This window comes from Pseudorhodobacter turbinis (genome assembly GCF_005234135.1).
Taxonomy (GTDB): domain Bacteria; phylum Pseudomonadota; class Alphaproteobacteria; order Rhodobacterales; family Rhodobacteraceae; genus Pseudorhodobacter; species Pseudorhodobacter turbinis.
In genome coordinates this window covers 510,653-532,999 of record NZ_CP039964.1, presented here as the reverse complement: position 1 = coordinate 532,999, position 22,347 = coordinate 510,653, and the positions used below count along the sequence as shown (strand labels likewise).

Here is a 22,347-nt window from a genome sequence, read left to right as displayed (position 1 = left end):
TCATGGATTTCAGCACCCAAACACCGAAACGCAAGGAAGATAACCTGCTGCCCATGATCAACGTTGTGTTTTTGCTGCTTATCTTCTTTCTGATTTCCGCCAAGATGACGCCCCCCGAACCCTTTCCGGTAACGCCGCCAACGGCGCAGGCAGAGGCCGAAGCAGAGGGTGCTTTTACGCTTTACCTTGCGGCTGATGGCCGGATCGGCTTTCACGATACCGAAGGGGATGCAGCCTTGGAAATGCTGGAAACCGCACTCACCGATTATTGCGACCAGACCGATTGTGACACCGCAAAACCCCGGCTGACGCTGCGCGGCGACACGGCCCTGCCCGCCGAAAAGCTTGCCGCGATCCTGCCCCGGATCTCGGCGCTTGGCTTTGCGCAGATAGAGCTTGTCGCCCAATCCGGGGGCACACCATGAGCGGACGTCTCCAAGCCTGCGTTGCCATCGCCCTTGCAATGGGCCTGCATGTGGGGGCCTTTGCGCTGCACCCTGCCCCGATTGGAGCGAATTCTTCCGGTGCGGGTGGCGAGAACCTGCTATCTTTGCAGGCCGCAAATGCCTCTATCGCCGAAATGGTGGATGATTGGGACGAACCACCGCAAGCGCCCCAGATTGCAGAGGTCCCGCCCCAGCAACCCGTGCAAAGCATCGAGGCCCCGAAACTGCCCGCCGCCCCGACACAAGCCGTGGCCCCAATCGCGTTGCCAAGCCTCTCGGGCGGGCTTCCGGAAGCCGCCATAAGCCTGCCGCCACCACCGCCCCCGCAAGTGATAGAACCCGAATACCGGCCCGCGCCAACGGTCGATGTGCGCCCACCCAAAAAAACCGATCCGCAAAATAAGGCCAAGCGGCAGCCGAAAAAAGCAGCAAAGCCACAAAAGAAAGCCGCACCATCGGCGGCACGCGCGGCCCAAAAGGCAAGCGGGGCCGGCAATGGCGCACAGGCAGGAACAGGCGGCACATCCACGGCGGCCACACTGTCCAAGGCGACATTGAACAACCTGCGCGCCAGCTGGGGCGCAAGCATCCGCGCGCGCATCGAGCGGCGCAGAACCTATCCTTCTGCCGCACGGGGGGCATCGGGCACTGTTGCCGTAAGGCTTACCGTCAGCCGTTCCGGCCAGTTGCGCGCGGTTTCAGTGGCCAAATCCTCTGGCAACAAGGCCCTGGATCAAGCAGCAATCAAGGCAGTCAAAGCGGCCCGAAAGTTTCCGGCAGCGCCCAAGGGCCTGACCGAATCGCAATATAGTTTCAGTCTCTCCATGAGGTTCTCTCGCTAGGAATTGTCCCGAAACCATCCAGCGCCAGCCCGTTTTCCAGCCAGCCCAAGCCCAAATTGCTTTGATCAGGCCCGCGCCGTCAGAAGGGGAATACCTTTGTGTGTTTTTGGGCGGATGACGAAATTATTCGGCATAAAAAAGTTATATTTCAGCCCGTTATCATATTTCCGAGTGTTTTACTTGTGTATAAAACCCGGCACCAAAGCCTTCAAAAATACCGGAGATAGTAATGAAGCTAACCAAAACCTTGTCATGGACGAGCGTGTCACTCCTTGCGCTCTCGAGCGCGCTACATGCACAGCAAGTGGGCGAAACGTTCCTTCTGGACCCGATCAACATCATCCGCGAGGGTGAGGATAATATCGAGGCCACGGGCGGCACCGTCTTGACGCAAGACGATCTGGAAACGCTTCAGCCTGCGGATGTCTCGGAGCTGTTTGCGCGTGAATCAACTGTCACCGTTTCAGGCGGTGCCAGCCCGGGCAAGAAAATCCACGTGCTGGGGATGGAGCAATCCAACCTCGCCGTCAGTGTCGACGGTGTGCCGCAAACCGCGACAAGCTGGCACCACACCGGCTCTAACGTTATCGATCCCGTTTTCCTGAAACGCGTTGAGGTAGAGGCCGGTGCCGCCGCCGCGGATTCAGGCTTTGCTGCCGCTGCTGGGGCGATCCGCTATGAAACGGTCGGCGCGGATGATCTTCTGGAAGAAGGCCGGAACACTGGTGGGCGCGTCGGCCTAACTTATGGCACAAACGGGCGCGGCGCGGCGGGAAGCCTTGCCACCTATGGCCGCTACGAAAATGTCGACTGGTTCGTGATGGCCAGCAAGACGGATGGCTCTGACTATAAAACCGGCGATGGCACCACAGTTGAGGGCACAGAGCCCGCGTCGAATGCGCTGCTTGCAAAATTCGGTTATGAATTCGAAGACAGCCGGGTCGAGCTGAGCTTTGAGCGCAGCCGCGATGAGGCCGACCGTCTGATCAAGATGAACCTCGGGCTTGCAGGGGATGAGCTGCACCCGCTCAAGATCAGCCGCGACTCTGTCAAGCTGACCTATACCTCGACCAACCCCACCGACAGCTGGGACCCTGAGGCCACGGTTTACTTCAGCCAGAACGACTATTGGCGCGACAACTATTCCACAGGCCGCACCAATGGGAACATGATCCTGAAAGAAGATCTGTTCGGCGGTAAGTTGCAAAACACCTTTGCGCTTGGTGCGGGCAAGATCACTGCGGGTGTCGACTTTAACCAGCATGATTACCACACCGACAATTACGGCGTGAACGACCGTCGGTATCGCAATTTCTCGACCAGCCAGATCGGAGCCTTTGTGCAAGGGCGGTTCGAGTTTGATAACGGCATCAACCTGTCCACGGGTGCGCGCTATGATGCGCATCGCTTTACCGATTGGGACGGTAACCGCTTTTCCGACAGCGGCGGCAGCATCAACGGAACGCTGGCCTATAAGGTCAACGATAATCTGGAGTTCTTTGCCGGAGCATCGAAGACATGGCTTGGCTATGTCATCGCGGATTACGGCTATGTCCACGCCCGCACAGATGCCTTCTTTACCGATCCGTCCTTTAGCACCGGTGAGGCCAAGAACATCAAGCTTGGCGCGAACTTTGGCGGGGATAACTGGAAAGGCGGCGTGACGCTGTTTGACACCAAGCTGAACGGGCTGCCGACCTACGGCTATGATGCGGCCAGCTATAGCCTGCATAACAACCCTGATGAGTTCCGCAGCCGTGGTGTGACATTGAACGGCAGTTATGAGTTCGGCGATACCCGTTTGGGGGCGACCTTTACCAAGGCGGATGTCACCCAAGGGGGCGTCTCGGCATTGCCGGACAGCGGTACATTCATGCCGGTGGGCGATATGGCGACGCTCTATATCGACCATGAACTGCCCAACCAGAATATGACAGTCGGTGCGACGGTTGAATGGGCCGGAAAGGTCTCGGATGCGGTGGCGACGGCGGCTGGGTTCTATGACCAAGAGGCCTATACGGTGGTCAACGCCTATGCTGAATGGATGCCGCCTTCTTATGAGACGCTGGCGGTACGGCTTGGCGTCGACAACCTGTTTGACAAGACCTACTTTGAGCGTTCGGGCTATGCGACCAGCTCAAGCCGTGGCGGGATCGATCCTGTATACTCACCCGGCCGGACCATTACGCTGGGGGCAAACCTCAAGTTCTAGAGCTTGACTGCCGTTTGTTTGTGAAAATTATTGGGCCCGCCATCACGATGGCGTGCCCTTTCCTTGTAAATAGCCGATGGGCCGCCTGTCAGATAAACGTCAGGCCAATCGAAATGATGATACCCGACAAGATCAAATGCACGACACAAAAGCCCATGATGTCCTTGGCGCGCAGACCGGCAATCCCGAGGATCGGCAGCGCCCAGAAAGGCTGCACCATATTCGTCCAGGCATCCCCCCAGGCCACAGCCATAGAGGTGCGCGCAAGATCAGCGCCAAGTGCCTGTGCCGCAGGCAGGATGACCGGGGCCTGCACCGCCCATTGACCGCCACCCGACGGCACAAAGAAGTTGACGATACCCGCAGAGAGAAACGACCAGAACGGCAAGGATGTAGCCGTTGCCAGACCGACCAACCCCTCCGAGATGCTGGCCGCCAAGCCTGATTGCACCATGATCGCCATGATCCCTGCATAGAACGGGAACTGGATCACAATGCCCGCACCGCCCTTGACCGCATCCGTCAGCGCATTCAGCAAACGGCGCGGCGTCCCGTGCAGCAAGATCGCCAATGTCAGGAACAAGAAGTTGATGACGTTCAGCGACAGCCCATTTCCGGCGGCAAAATACTGGATCAACCAAGCGGCGCCCGCTGCACCAATCAGCATGGACAGCACATAGCTGTTTTCCATACGTTCCGCCGGTGTCGAGACTGCGGGCTGCTCCGCTTCATCCTCAACCAGCAATGCAGGATCGATATACACTGCGTCCTCTTCGCGTGGCAGCATGGCACGGTTCACAAAGGGCACAACAATGAACAGCGCAACCACGATCGCAAGGTTATAAACCGCGAAAATGGTGTCCGACGTAGAGATTACGCCCGTAATATCGGCAAAGGGATGGCCTTCGGTTGCGATGGAAAGCGGGATCGAACCCGCCAGCCCGCCGTGCCAAATGATAAAACCGGAATAGGCCGAGGCGACCAGCAAGCGATAATCGACACGGATCGTCCGCGCCAGTTCCCGCGCAAACAACGCGCCAACAACCAACCCGAACCCCCAGTTGATCCAGGAGGCCGCCAGTGACACAAAGCTGACCAGCAAAATCGCACTACCGGGGCTGCTTGCCATGCCTGCAAGGGCCGAAAGCCCGCGGCGCACCAGCGGGGTCGAAGCCATCATGTAACCGGTGACCAGCACCAGCAGCATTTGCATAGAGAAGGTGAGCAAGGTCCAGAACCCGTCGCCCCACATCGTGACGACCTCAACCGGGCCGGTCCCTTGGGTCAAGACTGCCGCGAGACCGGCAATCAGGGTCAGCACCAGAACGAAAACGAAAGGATCGGGCAAATAGCGGTCGACAAGACGAACCATTGGCCGGGATAAGAAATTTAGCATGGAATCCTCCTATTCCAAATTATAACAATCGCCTCTAACCTGTAGTATTAAGGATTGCCACACAGAAGGCTATGCCATTGGTGCAACTGTCTTTCTGGCATCCATAGGGGGTGGCGGCAAAGCTGTCACGCCCCTGCCCTACCCAAAGCGTCAAGACAGGCCTATTCGGCCGGTAAGAACTCTATCCCATGCCCCTTGAGCATTTTGCCGATATCTTCTGGCGGGGGGGCATCGGAAACCAATATGTCAAACCTGTCGGCATGATCGAGCATAACTGGCGCGCGTTTTGCGAATTTCTCGGCGACGGTTACAACGATGCAAACCTGCGCGTTCTGAGCGGCGATACGGGCTATATTGGCCTCTTGGAAATCATGCAGCATGAACCCGGACTCGGCATTGACAGCCCCGATGGAAAATACCGCGAACTGGGTGTTGAACCGCCCGACCAGCTCCAGCGCCTCGGCCCCGAACGCACCGCCGTCATGGGGGCGCAACTCTCCGCCGGCCAGAAACACACGGTTGCCATTGCGCATCGAAAGGGTCTGCGCCACGAAAATTGAATTGGTCACAACATAGAGTTTTTTATGTTCACGCAGCGCCATCGCGACATAAGCCGTGCTGGAGCCGACATCGAGGAAAACCGAGTCCCCGTCGCTGATCATCGCCGCCACACGTATGGCCAGCCGCTCTTTGATGGCCGCTTCCTCATCCATGCGGTTCTGGAATGGGGCTTCATGCAGCCGATGCACCAGATGCACACCCCCATGCACCTTGCGCACAATGGCATTATCCTCAAGCGAGCGGACATTCCGGCGGATCGTTTCATTGGACACGCCAAGACGTTCGGCCAGAAAATTCACCCGGCAAGAGCCGCCTGCGCGACGCAGCTCCATCAGGATTTCTTCTTCGCGTTGGTTTGTGGTTTTGGCCGGTGATGTCATAAATGCTCGGGGTGTTTTGTGGCTTCAAGACATTCAGATTAGACCGATTGCCACAAAATGCCAAATTTTAAGCACGAAAAAAAGTTGATGTGGCTAAATGTGTTTTTATTGACAGAAGTTGAGGGTTAATGCACGGTTTCACCAGAGGGAGCCTAGTGTTCCGGATTGAATCGAACACTATGCACCGTGGGAGAGACGTAATGGACCATAAAGAACGTATTCGGGGGATTAAAGCTTTGCCCTGTTGGGCGGGCGAAGTTTCGCTTTCGCCGCTTGAGGGGGGAATCACCAACCTCAACTTTCTTGCCGAGGATGCTGAGGGTCGTTTCGCCGTGCGCGTCGGCTCGGATATCCCCGAGCATCACGTTATGCGCTTTAATGAGCTGAGCGCGATGCACGCGGCCTATGCCGCTGGTGTCGCCCCCCGCGTGAAATATGCCGAGCCTTCAGTGACTGTGCTTGATTTCGTCGACAGCCATACGCTGACGCCAGAGGATGTCACCGCGCCCGAAATGCTGCCACGGATCGTTGAACTGGTAAAGCGCTGCCATCAGGAAGTCCCCAAGCATTTACGCGGTCCGGCGCTGATTTTTTGGGTGTTCCATGTGATCCGCGATTATGGCGCTACTTTGGCCGAACGTGGCAGTGCCTATGCCGATCTGATTGACGAGCTGGTCAGCTATGGCAATGCGCTTGAGGCCGCCGCCGGTCCGTTTGATGTGGTCTTTGGCCACAATGATTTGCTGGCAGGAAACATTCTGGATGACGGCAAGCGTCTGTGGCTTATCGATTATGATTATGCCGGTTTCAACAGCCCGCTGTTCGATCTTGGTGGGCTGGCATCCAATAACAACCTGTCCGAAAAACAAGAGCAAGCCTGCCTTGAGCAGTATTTCGAGGCCCCCGTTACGGGCGATCTGCTGCACCGCTATTCGGCCATGAAATGCGCATCGCTTTTACGCGAAACCATGTGGAGCATGGTGTCGGAGCTGACCTCCGAGATCGACTTCAACTATGCCGCCTACACCGCTGAGAACCTTGATGCCTTTCGGCACTCCTATGCTGATTTCAAGAATATATAAGGACCGACCTGAATGACCGATCTGCCAACAACTGCCAAAGCTGTAATCATCGGGGGGGGGATCGTAGGGGTCTCTACGGCGTATCACCTCGCCAAGCTGGGCTGGACCGATACGGTCCTGCTGGAGCGTAAGAAGCTGACCTCAGGCACCACATTCCATGCCGCGGGCCTTGTGGGCCAGCTGCGTTCAAATGCCAATATCACCCAGTTGCTGGGCTATTCGGTCGACCTTTACAACAAGCTAGAGGCCGAAACCGGGCTGGGCACCGGCTGGAAGATGAACGGCGGGCTGCGGCTGGCCTGTAACGAGGAACGCTGGGCCGAGGTCAAGCGTCAGGCCACCACCGCCCATAGCTTCGGGCTGGAGATGGAACTGTTAACCCCTTCCGAGGCGCAAAAGCTTTGGCCTTTGATGAATGTCGATGATGTGATCGGCGCGGCCTTCATGCCAACAGATGGTCAGGCAAACCCGTCCGACATCACCCAAGCCTTGGCAAAGGGCGCGCGGATGGCGGGTGCCTCGATCTTTGAAGATACCAAGGTTATTGACCTCGAGATCGAAAAGGGCCGCATTCGCGCCGTCATCACCGACAAGGGCCGCATCGAATGCGAACGTGTGATTTGTTGCGCCGGTCAATGGACACGCGAATTTGCCGCCAAGTTTGGCGTCAATGTGCCGCTTGTGTCGATGGAACACCAATATATGGTCACCGAGGCCATCGAGGGGGTTACTTCCAACCTGCCAACGCTGCGCGATCCCGACCGGCTGACCTATTACAAGGAAGAGGTCGGCGGGCTGGTCATGGGCGGCTATGAGCCGAACCCGATCCCTTGGGCCAAAAGCGGGATTCCCAAAGGGTTCCATTACTCCCTGCTCGACAGCAACTTTGACCATTTTGAACAGTTGATGGAACTGGCACTTGGCCGCGTCCCGGCCCTTGAAACGGCCGGCATCAAAACCCTGACCAATGGCCCCGAAAGCTTTACGCCGGATGGCAATTTCATCATCGGTGAGGCGCCAGAGCTGAAGAACTTCTTTGTCGGCGCCGGCTTTAACGCCTTTGGCATCGCGGCAGGTGGCGGCGCGGGGATGGCGCTGGCGGAATGGGTCCATAAAGGGGAGCCGCCGTTTGACCTTTGGTCCGCCGATATCCGCCGCTTTGGTGTGCCGCATTTCGACACGGATTGGGTGCGCACCCGCACCGTTGAAGCCTATGCCAAACATTACACAATGGCATGGCCGCATGAGGAAAACCGTTCGGGGCGGCCATGCCGCAAATCGCCGCTTTATGACCGGTTGGAAAAACAGGGCGCCTGTTTCGGTGAAAAGCTGGGCTGGGAACGTCCGAACTGGTTTGCCGATAAATCCCTCGGAGAGACACCCAAAGACACCTACAGCTTTGAGCGCCAGAACTGGTTTGACGCCGTTGGCCGCGAACATCGCGCCGCGCGTGAGGCGGCGGCGCTTTTCGACCAAAGCTCTTTCGCCAAATTTGTGCTCAAAGGGCCTGATGCGCTGAAGGCGCTAAGCTGGATCGCCTCCAATGATGTCGACAAGCCTGTGGGAACCCTGACCTATACGCAGATGCTCAATGATCACGCGGGCATCGAAAGCGATCTGACCATTGGGCGGATCGGTGAGGAAGAGTTCTACATCGTCACCGGCACCGGCTTTGCCACCCATGATTTCGACTGGATCAAGCGCAATATCTCCGAAGGCTACAACTGTCAGCTTTTCGATGTGACCTCCTCGCGGGCGGTGCTGACGTTGATGGGGCCAAAGGCACGCGATATCCTGAGTGCGGTTACCCGCGATGATATCAGCAATGAATCCTTCCCTTTTGGCACGCTTAAACCCATTGGCATTGCAGGCTGCCGGGCCGATGCGCTGCGCGTCACCTATGTTGGCGAATTGGGCTGGGAGCTTCACTTGCCGGTGGAATTCGCAACCACTGTCTATGATGCGATCATGGCCGCAGGGGCCGAGCATGGGCTGGTCAATGCGGGCTACCGTGCGATTGAATCGCTGCGGTTGGAAAAGGGGTATCGTGCTTGGGGCTCCGATATCGGTCCCGATCACACGCCGTTCGAATCCGGCCTTGGCTGGGCGGTAAAGCTGCGCAAAGACATCCCCTTCAAAGGGCGTGAGGCGGCGCAGGCCCAAAAAGCGGCAGGCGTGAAAAAGCTGATGGCCTGCTTTACCACCGATCCATCTGTGGTGCTTTTGGGCCGCGAGACGATCTACCGCGACGGTGAACGTGTCGGCTGGCTGACCAGCGGCGGCTTTGGTTACACGGTCGGGAAATCCATCGGCTACGGCTATGTGCGCAACCCCGAGGGCGTTACCCGCGCCTATGTCGAGGCGGGCAGCTACGAGCTTGAGGTCGGCACCGAGCGCGTTCCATGTGAGGTTCATATGGGACCGCTTTATGACCCGAGCATGTCGCGCGTGAAGGCGTGACGCGGCATAAACAACCAACTATCCACACCGGCTCTGCATTGCAGGGCCGGTCTTGTAAGGGCCATACTGTCATTAAAGCCTGAAATCCGACCGGGCTGTCTGGCCCGATCCAATTGATGACAAGGCCGATCAACGGCCGCATATTTTTACAACATGGAGATAAAGCTATGGAAATAATTGGGACAGTTATCATCTACATCATAATGGCCTGCGCCGTTATCGGTGCTTTTGCCTATATACGTGATCCGGAATCTGGGCTTGGCAAGGAATTTCAGGAAGGGCTTTATTCGATCGGCCCTATCTTTGTACCGGTGGCCGGCATCATGGCGGCGATCCCCTATCTGTCGCAATTCGTCAGCACCGTCGTGGGCCCCCTCTTCGCGATGATCGGGGCAGATCCGGCCATTGCCGCCACCACGATCATTGCCATCGACATGGGCGGATATCAGCTGGCCGATGTTCTGGCCCAAAGCCGCGAGGCTTGGATTATCGCATCCATAGTCGGCTATATGGCCGGTGCCACGATCATCTTCTCTATTCCGGTCGGGCTGTCGATGCTCAAGAAATCGGATCACCCCTATATGGCGTTGGGGATTATGTCGGGTATTCTGAGCATTCCTATCGGGGTGTTTATCTCGGCAATGTTGATCATGCTGGGGGATGTTCAGGTCCGTCCGGACATTGCAGCCACGGGTGACGCGACATTGTCGCTCGCATTGGATATCGGATCGATCCTGCGCAATCTGGCCCCGCTGGCGATTTTCTGTGTTGCGATTGCAGCCGGCTTGCGGTTCGCACCAAATGCAATGATCAACGGGTTCTTGTGGTTCGGCAGGATCATGTATGCGGGCATCACGCTGGTTCTGGTGTTTTCCATCGTGGAATATTTCACCGGCATTTTCTCTACCGTTCTGGGCGGATGGGGCTTTGACCCGATCATCGCAGATGAGGCCGACCAGTTCCGCGCGCTAGAGATTGCGGGCTATATCGGTATCATGCTTTCTGGGGCGTTCCCGATGGTCTACATGGTGACCAAGTACCTCGCAGGACCGATGGAGACGATGGGCAACGCTATTGGCGTATCGCCGCGCGGTGCCGCCGGTCTTTTGGCAGCGGCGGCCAATGTGCTGGCCATGTACCGCCTGATTGGCGACATGCCTGCCCGTGACAAGGTGCTTGTCATTGCGTTTTGTGTCTGTGCGGCCTTCTCTTTTGGCGACCACTTGGCATTTGCCGCGAACTTCCAGCCGTCGATCATCCTGCCGTTGCTGGTGGGCAAACTGGGCGGCGGCATCTGTGGCTTTATTATCGCCCTGTGGCTTTCCGTTCCCAAAGCCCGCGAGATCGAGGCCGGGCAGATCGCAACGATGGCAGCCCAGAAGGCATAGAATTTAGCCAATCGAACCAATCGGGCGTCCTCGCAAGCGGGCGCCCATTTTCAGGATAGCTTGAGCAGAGGTCATGTTGCTCGGGGTTTTGGGAACAGCCGAAACAATATATCGAAGATGTTGGTCTATTCGAGGCCACCAAGGGATCAGCACACAGCAGATTTTAAGTGCCGGACTCTGGATGGCGACGTCGATCAGATCGATCAACTGATGTAAGCAGGTCAGAAATGGACACGCAAGCATCAGGCACACGGCCAAGCACCTCTGGGATACGAAAGAGTTTTTTGCCAAGCATAAGATGCGTTATCGAAGCGCCCACCCCACCTTCCTTGTGATCGTCTGATCTGAGATTCAGCCTTATTGGATGGATTATCAGGGAGTTTCTCCATGGAGCGCTCAACGGAGCTTCTCAGTAACATTGATATGGTTGTTGGGCCGCGTGGTCACCGCCGGTGGCCGGAAGCGGTGAAGGCGCAAATTGTGGCCGAGACGTTGGTTGAGGGGACGACGGTGGGCGCTGTGGCACGGCGGTATGATATGCGGGCCAATCATTTGTCCGTTGCCCGGCAGGGTCTTGCGTTGCAAGATCCCGAGAGGGGGAATGGCGGCGGATGGCACGCGAGGGCAAACTGGTTCTGCCCGCTGTGACGGAGGAGCCAAACTTTGCAGCTTTGGTTGTGCGGAAAGATGTTGAGGCGGCACCCGAACCTGCGCCGCCTTTGGATCTGATCTGCGGTGCTGTCACCGTGCGATTGGATGCAAGAACATCAGCGGCGCGCATTGCCGAGATTGCCCGCGTCTTGAACGCCGCCTTATGATGTTCCCATCAAACCGGGTGCGGATCGTGTCGCGACCAAGCCGGTGGACTTCCGCAAGGGTCATGACGGTCTGGCAGCGCTTGTCAAAAACGAGCTGCGCAAGGACCCGTTCACGCGTTGCCCGGCAGGCGATTTGCAAAGCAAATCTGCCGAGAGGGGGGACCGTTTTTGTGTTCCGCTCAAAGCGGGCAGATCGGATGAAGTTACTGTATTGGGACGGCACCGGGCTGGTCATGGCTTACAAACGGTTGGTCGATCACCATCTGCAGGGCCATCCGGTTGATATACTCAAAGGTCGAGAGCGTATCCGCAGCGCGGCGGCGCATACGGGCATAAAGTTTTAGCGCGCGCGGCGCATCGGCGCAGGCGACCAGCGTCGTGGCCCGCGCCAGAGGTTTGGGAAAGAGTTTCAGCACAGCGGCGGTGATGATGCCCAACGTGCCTTCGGCCCCGATGAACATATTGCGCAGATCATAGTCAGTGTTTTTCTTGCGCAAACCATTCAGATCATTGAGGATTCTTCCGTTTGGCAGCACCACCTCGATCCCCAGCACCAGATCGCGGGTATTGCCATAGCGCAGCACCGCGGTGCCGCCGACGTTGGTCGAGAGATTGCCGCCGATCTGGGGCGAGCCTTCGGAGGCCAGCGACAGCGGAAACTGCGCATCGGCCGCCTGCTGGATATGCGCGAGGATACATCCTGCATCGACGGTCATCGTGGCATTGGTCGCAGCCACCTCGGGGATGGCGTTGAGCCGGTCGGTGGTCAGGATGATTCCGCCCTCGGGCACGCCGCCCCCCGCCAGCCCGGTGTTGCCGCCCTGCGGGACCACCGGCATCCCGGCCGCGTGGCACAGGCGCTGACAGGCGGCGACCTCATGGGTGGAGCCGGGCCGCAGCAGCGCCAGCGCAGAGCCCCGCGCCAGGCCGCGATCCTCGACCAGCCGCGCCTCCAGATCATTGGCCTCGGTCAGCACATGGGCGGCGCCAATGGCGCGGCGCAAAGCGTCGGGTAGGGCCGAATGCGCCGCTGCATTGGCAGCGGGGGCAATGGTCATGCCGCGTTCTCCTTCCGCGCTGCGCCGGGCCTGTGACATCCGGGCACCGCGACCCTGGTCCGGCGCCGTAAAACTGGGCTCCCTGGCATTCTGATGGCGTCCTGCCTGCCCGGCCTAATAGCCAAGTTCCGGGTCCACGACGCCGCGCAGGGATTTACCGGCCTGATGCCGACGCAGGTTGTCGCAGATGCCGCGCAGGCTGGTTTCCAGACGGGTGATACAGGCGATATGCGGGGTCAGCAGGATGCGCGGGTCGCTCCAGAAGGCGTGGCCGGCGGGTAAGGGTTCTGGGGCGGTGACATCGATCACCGCCGCTCGCAGCCTGCCCGCGTCCAAGGCCGCGAGAAGCGCGTCATGATCGAGCTGCTGGCCGCGGCCCACATGCACCAATGCGGCCCCCTCCGGCAGGCTGTCGAAAAGATCGCGGTTGAGAATGTTGCGGGTCTCGCCGGTCAGGGGCAGCAGGCAGATCAGGATATCGGTCTGCGCCAGAAAGGGTGCCAGACCCGCGGCCCCATGATAGGTTGTCACGCCGTCAATCTTGCGCGGGCTGCGCGCCCAGCCGGAAAGCGGAAAGCCGAATGGCGCAAGCGCCCGTAAGGCCCCCTGCCCCAGCTCGCCGAGCCCCATCACGCCGACGCGGCGATCACGGGTTGGCGGCGGCACCGTCACACGCTCCCAGACCTGCCGGCGTTGATTGTCGATATAGCCCGGCAGGTCGCGGTGCAGGGCGAGCACGGCCATTGTCACATATTCCTGCATCATCGCGGTCAAACCGTCGTCGATCAGCCGCACGATCGGAACGCCCTCCGGCACATCAGACATGACGAATTGATCCGCCCCGGCTCCGAGCGAGAAGATCACCTCGAGATTGGGATAGGCGGTCTTGATGTCCTCGGGCACCTGCCAGGTCAGCATGTAGCGCACATTGGATTTGGCAAAAGGTTCATCCGCAAGAACGACGGTGGTCTCGGGCATAAGCTTAGCGAATTTGTCGCGCAGCATTTCAGCACGCGGGCGGTCCATATTGGCAAGAAAGGTCAAAGCAGCCTCCGGTGGGGTCAGGCGGGATCGTTGCGCACGTCCAGGGCGTCACGCAGCCCGTCGCCGATGAAGTTGAAACTGGTCACCGCGATGGTAATCGTGATGCCGGGAATGATCGCCAGCCAGGGCGCAGAGGCGAGATATTGCTGCGCGCCGTTCAGCATGTTGCCCCAGCTTGGCAAGGGCGGCTGGATGCCATAGCCCAGAAAGCTGATATAGGCTTCCAAGAGGATCGCGCGGGCGACGGTCAGACTGGCAGCGACGATGATCGGCCCGACCATGTTGGGCAGAATCTCGCGGAACATGATATGAGTGTTGCGCAGGCCCAGCATCCGCCCCGCCATGACGAAATCGCGCTCGCGCAGGGATTTCACCTCGGCCTCGACGATGCGGGCGATCTCCATCCAGCTGGTGACGGCGATGATGATCGTGATCATCACTGGGCTGGGATTGATGAATGCCGCAAGGGCCAGCAGCAGGAAGATCGAGGGAAAAGCCAGGAAGGCATCGACAAAGCGCATGAGGAAGGCATTGACCCTGCCGCCGTAATAGCCGGCCACCACACCGATCACGGTGCCGATCGCCGTCGACAGCACCATAGCGAAAAAGCCGACCATCAACGAGATCCGCCCGGCCATCAGCAGCCTTGCGGCCAGGTCACGGCCAAGCGGATCGGTACCGAGATAATGATCCCCGCTCAGCGGCGGCGCAAATCGCGCGCGCAAATCGATGTGCAATTCATCATAGGGCAGCAAATAGGGCCCTACCACACAGGCCAGCGCCAGGAGGAACAGCATCGCCATCCCGACCATGGCCAGGCGGTGGCTGGCGAAGCGTTGCACCCCCAGGCTGCGCCACCAGCGATGCGGAGTGGTTTGAATTTCGACTGCGGTCATATGGGTATTCCTTCGCAGATGGTCGCGGCCTCAGGCGAGGCGGATGCGGGGGTCGATGGTGGCGGCGACGAGATCGGCAATCAGGTTGCCCAGCAGCACCAAGATGGCCGAGAACATCAGCAGGCCCATGACCACCGGGTAGTCATTGTAGCCAAGGCTGTCGAGAAACAGCCGCCCCATGCCGGGCCAGGTGAAGACGGTTTCGGTGACCAATGCACCGCTCAGCAGGTTGGGCAATTGCATCCCCGCCAGCGTGATCATCGGCAACAGCGCATTGCCCACCACATGTTTCATGAGTACGCGCCGTTCGCTGACGCCCTTGGCCCTGGCGGTCTTGACGAAATCCTGATTGATCACATCCAGCGTCGCGGTGCGCATGTAGCGGCTCCAGATCGCGATATTGACCAGCGCCAGCACGATGCTGGGCAGGATGAGGTGATGGAGATAGTTCAGGAAGGAGCCATCGCCGATGGTGTACATATTGCCGGCCGGCAGCCACCCGAGTTTGAGCGAGAACACATAGATGCCGACTAGGCCAAACCAGAAAGTCGGGATCGACAGCATGATCATGGCGCCGACGGTGGCGGTATAGTCAAAGGCGGAATAACGTTTCGTGGCTCCGCGAATGCCGATCCATGTGCCGATTGCGATCGAGATCACGGTGGAGCTGAGCATCAGCAGCAGCGTGGCGAAGAGATGCCGCCCGATAACGGTCAAAACCGGCTGCTGGTCGCGGTAGGACGTGCCCCAATCGCCCTGAAGCAGCCGCCAGGCCCACTCGAGATATTGAATGGGAATGGGCCGGTTCAGGCCCATCTGCTCGGCGATCCTGTCCATGGTTTCCTGAGTCATGCCCGGTGTCAGCGCATATTGCGAGAGCGGGCCTCCGGGGGTCAGATGCAACACGCCAAAGCCGATCATCGACACGATGATCAGCAAGATGATGCTCTGCCACAGACGTCTTATCAGATATCCAGCCATGTTCGGGTCAACCTTTTCGCGGGGTTCGGAGGATGGGGCGCTCCGAGGCGCGCCCCATCAGATGGTCAATTGTCCCAGTAATATTGGGCGGTGTTCCAGGTATCGATCCGGGTGTTGATGTTCGGCTCAATCCCCTTGAGACCTTCTTTATGGCCGCGCACAGTCGCATATTGGAACAACGGCAGCAGCGGTAGGTCGTCGCGGATGACCTCCTGCACGCGGGCATAGATTTCCTTGCGTTTCTTCTGATCAAAGATACGCCCCGCTTCTTCCAGCAAAGTGTCAACCTCGGCGTTCTGGTACTGGCCGGTGTTCGACCCTCGGCCTCCCTTGGCGGGAATAGCGTCAGACGCAAAGCGCACGGTGACATCCGCATCGGCACCGGTGGTAAAGACAATGCCGACGATGACGGAATCAAATTGGGACTGGGTCCAATATTCGCCCCACATGACCGCAGGCGGCTTATTCTCGATCGTCATTTCGATTCCGGCCTCGCCCAGCGTTTGCTGAATGAATTGCTGCGCTTGTTCACGCAAGTGGTTGCCGGATGTGGTGGAGTTGCTGAAGGAAAGACGCACGCCGTCCTTTTCACGGATACCGTCTGAGCCGCGTGCCCAGCCAGCATCATCTAGCAACTTGTTGGCTGTCTCGACGCTGTATTCATGCTTGGGCAGGTCAGGGTTGTAGAAAAAGGACTGTTGGGGCAAATAGCTTTCGGCCGGCGTAGGCAAGCCGTAGTAAATAGCGTCAATGATGGTCTGCTTGTCCAGCGCGGCATAGATCGCCTGACGTACCGCCTTGTCCTGGAACTGCGGCTTTTCGGTGTTGAAAAACACCGTCTCCACCGTCGAGGACGGGACCACGCTCACCTCCTTGCCGGGCAGTTCCTTGGCTTCGGCGTAGTTGTCGGGTGTGATGTACTGGTTGCTGATAATATCGATGTCGCCGCTCTTGAACTGCGTGTAGAGCACCGTCATATCGGGGATATACTTGAAGATCAGCCGCTCGCTATAGGGCCCTTCGCCGAAATAATCGGGGTTGGCGACCAGTTCCAGGTGATCCCCGGCCTTGCGGCTGCCCCATTTGAAGGCACCGGTACCGATCGGGGCCTGATTGAAGGGCGCTTCGTTGCGGTCTTCCAGCGGGCCGAGGATATGTTTGGGCACCATCATGGTCTCAACCAGGATCGACATATAGGGGGCGAAGGCCTCCTCCATCCGCCATTTGATCTCGGTCGGGGAAATGACTTCGATCTCGCGCACCAGCTCATGGCCGGTGGTCCGCCAGCTGCGGAAATTGGGGTCCATCACCAGCTCGAGGGTGAATTTGACATCCTCCGCGGTGAAGGGCGTGCCATCGTGCCAAGTCACATCATCGCGCAGCTTGAAATGCCAGTTGAGCCCGTCCTCGGAGAGGCCACCATTTTCGATCGTCGGCACCTCTGCCGCCAGGGCGGGAATGAATTCGCCCTCGGGGCTGATCCGGACCAAGCCGTCAAAGAGGGAAAGCTGAACCCCATCGTCGACTTCGATCCGCGGCATCAGCGGATTGAAAACGGTGGGTTCCTGGCTGGTCCCGACAACGATCTGACCGGTCGGGGCTTCGGGGCGTCCGGCATAGGCGGCGCTGACCAGCAGGTTCGGCGCAAGCGCGCCTGCAGCACCTGTCAGCCCGATCATCGTCAGGGCCTCGCGGCGGTTCATCTTGGCAAGTGTCATAGTCTTAATCCTCCCTAGGATATGGGTTTCAGGCCGTTTGCAGAACGTGGTCTCTGCCCGGAATGGCCGCGACCAGTTCGCGCGTGTAGGCGTTTTGCGGGGCGTGAAAAATCTGTGAGGGCGGCCCGGATTCCACGATCCGGCCCTTCTGCATCACGAGAATTTCGTCACAGATCTGACTGGCGACGCGCAGGTCATGGGTAATAAAGAACATCGCAACCTGAGTCTCACGCTGGATATCGTCAAGGAGCTTGAGGGTCTGCGCCTGAATTGAAACATCAAGTGCAGAAACCGCTTCGTCCGCCACAAGCACGTCAGGGTCGAACATCAAGGCTCGCGCAATCCCAACACGCTGCCGCTGTCCGCCCGAAAATTCGTGCGGATAACGACCAAGAACCCCAGCGTCTAGCCCGACTTTTTCTAAGATCCCTAGCGCTTTGGATTTTGCGGCGGCAGACTTCATACCCTGCGCGATCGGGCCGACCGTCAAAATATGACCAATTGTGGAGCGAGGGTTGAGCGACGCGAAGGGGTCTTGAAAAATCATCTGGATCTTAGGGCGCAGTGGACGAAAATCTTTCTCCTTCATTCGGGCAACATCCTGACCGCGGTAAAGAATCCGGCCACTGTCACTGTCGAGCAGCTTGATCAGGAGGCGCCCAAGGGAAGTTTTGCCAGACCCGCTTTCCCCGACGACTCCCAGCGTCCTGCCCCGCCACAAATTAAAACTTGCATCCTGAACGGCGTTGACTTCCCGCGCCCGTCTAAACCAGCCGCCGCCGCTGCGGTAGATCTTATTGAGATTTTCGACAGCCAGCACTGGGGCTTCGTCGTAACCACACAGATCCAATCCGGCAGCGCGATTGTTCTTGTTCAACCTAGGAACAGCAGCAATCAGGCGCTTGGTGTAGGGGTGTTGCGGCGCACTCAAAACGGAGTCGGCATCGCCTTGCTCGACCATCAACCCCTTTTCCATCACGATCACCTGGTCAGCGATCTCAGCCACAACGCCAAAATCATGCGTAATGAACAGGACGCTCATGCCTTTCTTGCGCTGGATTTGCTGGATCAGTTCGAGGATCTGGGCTTGCGTGGTGACATCCAGGGCGGTTGTTGGTTCATCAGCTATTAGGAGGTCGGGCTCGAGCGCCAACGCCATGGCGATCATCACACGCTGGCGTTGACCACCGGAAAGCCGAAACGGGTATTGATGTAACATCAGCGCGGGGTCCGGCAGGCCAACCTCGGTCAACAGCTCCACCGCACGTGCCTTTCGCGATTGAGGCGCCCCCTCATTATGCGCGGCCATTACCTCGATCACTTGATCACCCACGGTCATGAGTGGATTCAGCGCCGACAGGGGGTCCTGAAATATCATGGAGACAACCCGGCCTCGCAACTCACGCAACGACGACTCATCGAGCGCCAGAAGGTCCCTCCCCTGAAATAGTATCTCCCCGGAGGACACCCGCATCAAGGGCGGCAACAGCCCCATCACCGCATTCGCCGTGACCGATTTCCCCGAGCCCGATTCGCCGATCACGCAAAGGATTTTTCCCTGGGGCAAGTCAAAGGATATGTCCCGCACAGCATGTCCGCGCTCCATCCCCTTAGGCAGATCAACAGTGAGATTGCGGACCGAAAGCACCAGGTCAGCCGTTTTTTCTAAGCGTTCGACTTGTGCGGTCACGCGGCCTGCCCTCCCGAAAGATTTTTCATTATTGAAATTAGATTTATCAATATAGTGAAAATTTTTACTTAGTCACGCCCAAAATTTGTGATAATCTAAATATCTCCTTGAAACTTTTGCTGCGAGCTTTCAGTATTGAAAACAGAAGGCGGCATTTGGCCTTTTTTGCGAACTTCTGCACAGGGTTGCACATGACCACACCAACGCCCGCCCCCGACACCCCAATCGGTTCGACTTTTCGGCGACAGCGCCACGAAAAAGGCTTGTCTCTGCAAGAGCTGGCGCGGGAATCCGGCGTCTCGGTTGGGATGATCAGCCAGATTGAGCGCGATATTGCAAATCCATCAATGCGGGTCCTGACTGCGCTCCGCAGAGCACTGAACATGCCTATGCAGGAAATGTTCAGCGATACCGCCGAAAGCTCGACCGAAGACCCCCCATTCCTGCGCCGCGCTGAGAAACGCCCTCATATCGATCTAGGCCCGCTGCAAAAGGAATTACTGACCTCGGGCGGAAATCATCATCTACAGATGATGATCCTCACGCTCGCGCCCGAAGGCAGCTCTGGCAACACCGCGCTGAGTTACCCTGCGGAAAAAGGTGGCCTTGTCCTCGAGGGAGAGTTGACCCTCCACGTCAACGGGCAGAGCGCCACCTTAAAAGAGGGCGATAGTTTCGTCTTTGATAGCTCGCTCGACCATGGCTTCAGAAATGAAAGCGACGCACCTGCGCGCATTCTCTGGGTTATCGGCGCTGTGCAATTTGATCGTCACCTATAACACCCCGCAGGAGCCAGTGATGCCCGCTGAAAATATCGCTTTGAAAAGCACGCCCTATTGGTGGGAAGCTGCGCCTGTGGCCCCTCTGCCTGAAATGCCGCTTGAGCGGCAGGTGGATGTTGCCATCGTCGGTGCCGGTTATGCAGGGCTGACCGCAGGGATGACGCTGGCTAGGGCCGGGCGTTCCGTAGCAATCTATGACCGGCAGCACCCGGGCGAAGGCGCATCTTCGCGCAACGGTGGCATCACGAGCGGAAACATTAGGCTGGATCATGCCACTTTGGTTAAGAAGTTTGGCCAAGCCCGCGCTGATGCGATCATCCTCGAAGGGAAAGTCGCGCGGCAGCATCTTTATGACATGTTGTCGAATGAAGGGATCGATTGTGACTTCAAACTGGTCGGGCGGTTCGGCGGGGCACTCGGCACCAACGATTACGAACGGATGGCCAGGCAAGCAGAACATCTGGAACGTACGCTTGGCGTAGAATCCTACGCAGTGCCGCAAAGCGAGCAGCACAAGTATATCGGCACGGATTTCTTCCGCGGGGGCAGCGTTCGCATGGATATCGGCGGGCTGCACCCTGCCAAGCTCATCGCCGAACTGCTGCGCGTCGCACAGACCGCGGGGGCTGTCGTGCATTCTGATACGGCCGTGGAAACAATTGACCGGGAGGGCGAAGGCTTTACTCTGCGGACCGGTCGCGGAACTGTGAAGGCCCGGCAGGTACTAGTCTGCACCAACGGATATACGGATAGCGCGACCCCCTGGCTGCGCCGTCGCATCGTGCCTGTTCGCAGCCGTATCATCGCCACCGAGCCATTAGCACCCGAACTGATTTCCAGACTGATGCCTCGACGCATGATGTTGAACGATACACGCACCCTCGGCTTTTACTTCCGCCTGTCCCCCGATGGCACGCGCATCCTCTTTGGCGGCCGGGATGGCAGCACGCTTGAGGATCCGTCAAAACCCGTCGCCTATCTGCGCCGCAACCTGCTGGAGATTTTTCCCGAGCTGGAAAGCACCGATATCACCCACAGCTGGTACGGCAATGTCGCCATGCACCGCGACATGATCCCGCGGATCTTCGAGAAGAAAGGCGTGCATTACGCCACCGGCTTCTGCGGCTCCGGGGTGGTCTGGGCCCCCTGGATCGGCCGCAAGGCGGCGCATAAACTCTTGGGAAGCAAAGACGAAGCCCCCTCCGCCTTCGACTTCAAGCCACCGGCACCGATCCCCCTCTACAATGGCAAACCCTGGTTCATGCCCTTCTTCATGATGAAATACCGCATGGATGACCGCTTGAAGATGCGCCGCGCTGGTCGCTAGGCTCCAGGCTCGTTAAACTTCATAGCCAGAACAGAACCGTTGCTGCCAGGGCGACGGCTGAGAGGAAGACTTTCGGGCATCTGTCATAGCGCGTTGCCACACGACGCCAATCCTTCAGCTTCGCGGCATTCGCCGCTCCTTGCGGGACGATCTGCCCTAACTCTGTCAGATGGCCGCGTAGGGCGTTGATGGCCTGCGTGCGCTGCCGGATCAGAAGCTCTCGGACCCGAAAGACCATCGCTGCCCCCTGGGTCTCTTCGCTCTTCACGGGCACGAAGCGCATCGTCGGGCGCTGTGCTGCTTCGCAGATCGCCTCTGCGTCAGCGGCATCATTTTTCTGGCGCTTGACGAAGGGCTTGACGTAGGCGGGCGGGATGAGCCGCACCTCGTGGCCCAACTTGCCGATCTCGCGGCCCCAGAAATGCGCGCCGCCACAGGCCTCCATTGCCACAACACAGGGCTGCAACTGGCTGAAGAAGGCCAGCACCTGATCCTGCCGCAGCTTTTTACGCAACTCCGCCCGACCCGAGGCGTCAGCCCCATGGACCTGAAACACATTCTTCGCAAGGTCGAGCCCGACCGTGGTAATCTCTGACATGACCGTCCTCCTTTGTGGATCCTCGTAGACCCACCTTGGCATATTGATGCCGGCGGGGGGCGGTCACATCATCAAAGCCTATATAGTTCAACATAAGTCGCGCCGCGCGAAGCAACGGGGAAAAGACCAAGTCTTGATGTTCGTCAGGGAGCTCACGAAAACTGATCTTAGCTTTTTATTACGCAATCGCAGCGGGCACACCAGAGATTCTGTATGCCGTCTGCAGCGATGTAACTAATCACAAGCAGTTGCTCTCACAACGCGCAGAGGCAAGAGCAGACCTAGGCTGAGGTACAGGCCGCTATTGCGCAATTTACCGAAAGCCGAAGGTTGGTCGATCGGGCAGCATTTTGACCCGTACATGGCTACTGTGCGGGACTTTTCTGACATTCGCCGCAAGTGCGCCAATGTCGGTTTCAGCGAACCGTTCAACAAACGGTGGTTTTTGGCAGATCTTTCAGGCGAACTTAGAGTCGATGTTGCTTGTCAAATATTAGCAAAGTAATCGCCGACTTTCTTAAGCGTGTATTTCGCCATAGTTTTTCCATAATACGCTGCCAAGTGATCTTGGAATAATGTTGGAGTTACGATGCCGTATAAAACTGTTCTGACATCCTTAGCCACGCTGATTGCAGTAATGTCTGGTCCGTCTCAAGCCGATGAACCCT

General features: G+C 58.2%; 19 protein-coding genes and 2 pseudogenes. 12 read left to right on the top strand and 9 right to left on the bottom strand.

Going from position 1 to position 22,347, the window contains the following annotated elements:
• The first annotated feature begins 2 nt into the window (after positions 1 to 2).
• The 3 genes from EOK75_RS02435 to EOK75_RS02425 all read left to right on the top strand — a co-directional run bounded on the left by EOK75_RS02435 (position 3) and on the right by EOK75_RS02425 (position 3,500).
• Entirely contained in the window at positions 3 to 425 is a 423-nt protein-coding gene (locus tag EOK75_RS02435) for an ExbD/TolR family protein (protein WP_137192415.1), read from the top strand.
• The gene (locus EOK75_RS02430; RefSeq protein WP_137192414.1) at positions 422 to 1,288 is read left to right on the top strand and encodes an energy transducer TonB family protein; all 867 of its coding nucleotides are present in this window, start codon (positions 422 to 424) and stop codon (positions 1,286 to 1,288) included. Before EOK75_RS02435 ends, EOK75_RS02430 begins: the two co-directional genes overlap by 4 nt.
• 229 nt (positions 1,289 to 1,517) lie before the next feature.
• The gene (locus EOK75_RS02425; RefSeq protein WP_137192413.1) at positions 1,518 to 3,500 is read left to right on the top strand and encodes a TonB-dependent receptor domain-containing protein; all 1,983 of its coding nucleotides are present in this window, start codon (positions 1,518 to 1,520) and stop codon (positions 3,498 to 3,500) included.
• Positions 3,501 to 3,588: 88 nt separating this feature from the next.
• Here EOK75_RS02425 and EOK75_RS02420 read toward each other — a convergent pair whose 3' ends face one another.
• Together EOK75_RS02420 and EOK75_RS02415 are read right to left on the bottom strand one after the other, a co-directional pair.
• The gene (locus EOK75_RS02420) at positions 3,589 to 4,896 is read right to left on the bottom strand and encodes a short-chain fatty acid transporter (RefSeq protein WP_137192412.1); all 1,308 of its coding nucleotides are present in this window, start codon (positions 4,894 to 4,896) and stop codon (positions 3,589 to 3,591) included.
• 161 nt (positions 4,897 to 5,057) lie between these two features.
• Entirely contained in the window at positions 5,058 to 5,837 is a 780-nt protein-coding gene (locus tag EOK75_RS02415; protein WP_137192411.1) for a DeoR/GlpR family DNA-binding transcription regulator, read from the bottom strand.
• Between the two features lie 200 nt (positions 5,838 to 6,037).
• Here EOK75_RS02415 and EOK75_RS02410 point away from each other — a divergent pair, with 200 nt between their 5' ends.
• The 7 genes and pseudogenes from EOK75_RS02410 to tnpB all read left to right on the top strand — a co-directional run.
• Positions 6,038 to 6,919, top strand: coding sequence for a phosphotransferase (locus tag EOK75_RS02410; RefSeq protein ID WP_137192410.1), 882 nt, complete (start codon positions 6,038 to 6,040; stop codon positions 6,917 to 6,919).
• Positions 6,920 to 6,931: 12 nt separating this feature from the next.
• The gene (locus tag EOK75_RS02405; RefSeq protein ID WP_137192409.1) at positions 6,932 to 9,379 is read left to right on the top strand and encodes a GcvT family protein; all 2,448 of its coding nucleotides are present in this window, start codon (positions 6,932 to 6,934) and stop codon (positions 9,377 to 9,379) included.
• A 167-nt stretch (positions 9,380 to 9,546) separates the two neighbouring features.
• On the top strand, positions 9,547 to 10,767 hold the full coding sequence (gene eutH / locus EOK75_RS02400; RefSeq protein ID WP_137192408.1) for an ethanolamine utilization protein EutH: 1,221 nt from the start codon (positions 9,547 to 9,549) through the stop codon (positions 10,765 to 10,767).
• A gap of 387 nt (positions 10,768 to 11,154) precedes the next feature.
• Entirely contained in the window at positions 11,155 to 11,415 is a 261-nt protein-coding gene (locus EOK75_RS21640) for a transposase (RefSeq protein ID WP_338053345.1), read from the top strand.
• Entirely contained in the window at positions 11,379 to 11,585 is a 207-nt protein-coding gene (locus EOK75_RS21215; protein WP_240793980.1) for a hypothetical protein, read from the top strand. The genes EOK75_RS21640 and EOK75_RS21215 overlap by 37 nt, the downstream gene beginning before the upstream one ends.
• Positions 11,586 to 11,592: 7 nt before the next feature.
• Positions 11,593 to 11,691 (top strand): annotated as a pseudogene (locus tag EOK75_RS21765) (hypothetical protein); the annotation flags it as partial.
• Positions 11,648 to 11,803: pseudogene (tnpB, locus tag EOK75_RS21760) on the top strand (IS66 family insertion sequence element accessory protein TnpB); the annotation flags it as partial. The pseudogenes EOK75_RS21765 and tnpB, both read left to right, overlap by 44 nt.
• Here the strand turns inward: tnpB and EOK75_RS02385 are convergent.
• From EOK75_RS02385 to EOK75_RS02360, 6 genes are all read right to left on the bottom strand, one after another.
• Positions 11,789 to 12,643 (bottom strand): FAD-binding oxidoreductase, encoded by an 855-nt coding sequence (locus tag EOK75_RS02385; RefSeq protein ID WP_137192406.1) that lies wholly within the window; start codon positions 12,641 to 12,643, stop codon positions 11,789 to 11,791. The pseudogene tnpB and the gene EOK75_RS02385 sit on opposite strands and share 15 nt — an antisense overlap.
• A gap of 114 nt (positions 12,644 to 12,757) precedes the next feature.
• Positions 12,758 to 13,687 (bottom strand): 2-hydroxyacid dehydrogenase, encoded by a 930-nt coding sequence (locus tag EOK75_RS02380; protein WP_137192405.1) that lies wholly within the window; start codon positions 13,685 to 13,687, stop codon positions 12,758 to 12,760.
• 17 nt (positions 13,688 to 13,704) lie between these two features.
• Positions 13,705 to 14,583, bottom strand: coding sequence for an ABC transporter permease (locus EOK75_RS02375; protein ID WP_137192404.1), 879 nt, complete (start codon positions 14,581 to 14,583; stop codon positions 13,705 to 13,707).
• A 30-nt stretch (positions 14,584 to 14,613) separates the two neighbouring features.
• Positions 14,614 to 15,564 (bottom strand): ABC transporter permease, encoded by a 951-nt coding sequence (locus tag EOK75_RS02370; RefSeq protein WP_137192403.1) that lies wholly within the window; start codon positions 15,562 to 15,564, stop codon positions 14,614 to 14,616.
• Between the two features lie 65 nt (positions 15,565 to 15,629).
• On the bottom strand, positions 15,630 to 17,282 hold the full coding sequence (locus tag EOK75_RS02365) for a peptide ABC transporter substrate-binding protein (protein ID WP_137192402.1): 1,653 nt from the start codon (positions 17,280 to 17,282) through the stop codon (positions 15,630 to 15,632).
• Positions 17,283 to 17,310: 28 nt separating this feature from the next.
• Positions 17,311 to 18,888 (bottom strand): ABC transporter ATP-binding protein, encoded by a 1,578-nt coding sequence (locus EOK75_RS02360; RefSeq protein ID WP_137194252.1) that lies wholly within the window; start codon positions 18,886 to 18,888, stop codon positions 17,311 to 17,313.
• A gap of 191 nt (positions 18,889 to 19,079) precedes the next feature.
• Here EOK75_RS02360 and EOK75_RS02355 point away from each other — a divergent pair, with 191 nt between their 5' ends.
• Together EOK75_RS02355 and EOK75_RS02350 are read left to right on the top strand one after the other, a co-directional pair.
• A complete protein-coding gene (locus EOK75_RS02355; RefSeq protein WP_240794001.1) occupies positions 19,080 to 19,751 on the top strand; it encodes a cupin domain-containing protein in 672 nt (223 codons plus the stop codon).
• Positions 19,684 to 21,081 carry an NAD(P)/FAD-dependent oxidoreductase gene (locus EOK75_RS02350; RefSeq protein ID WP_240794000.1) on the top strand — a complete coding sequence of 466 codons (1,398 nt, stop codon included), beginning with the start codon at positions 19,684 to 19,686 and terminating at the stop codon, positions 21,079 to 21,081. Before EOK75_RS02355 ends, EOK75_RS02350 begins: the two co-directional genes overlap by 68 nt.
• Before the next feature lie 19 nt (positions 21,082 to 21,100).
• Here EOK75_RS02350 and EOK75_RS02345 read toward each other — a convergent pair whose 3' ends face one another.
• Entirely contained in the window at positions 21,101 to 21,679 is a 579-nt protein-coding gene (locus tag EOK75_RS02345; protein WP_168199122.1) for an IS110 family RNA-guided transposase, read from the bottom strand.
• Positions 21,680 to 22,347 lie beyond the last annotated feature (668 nt).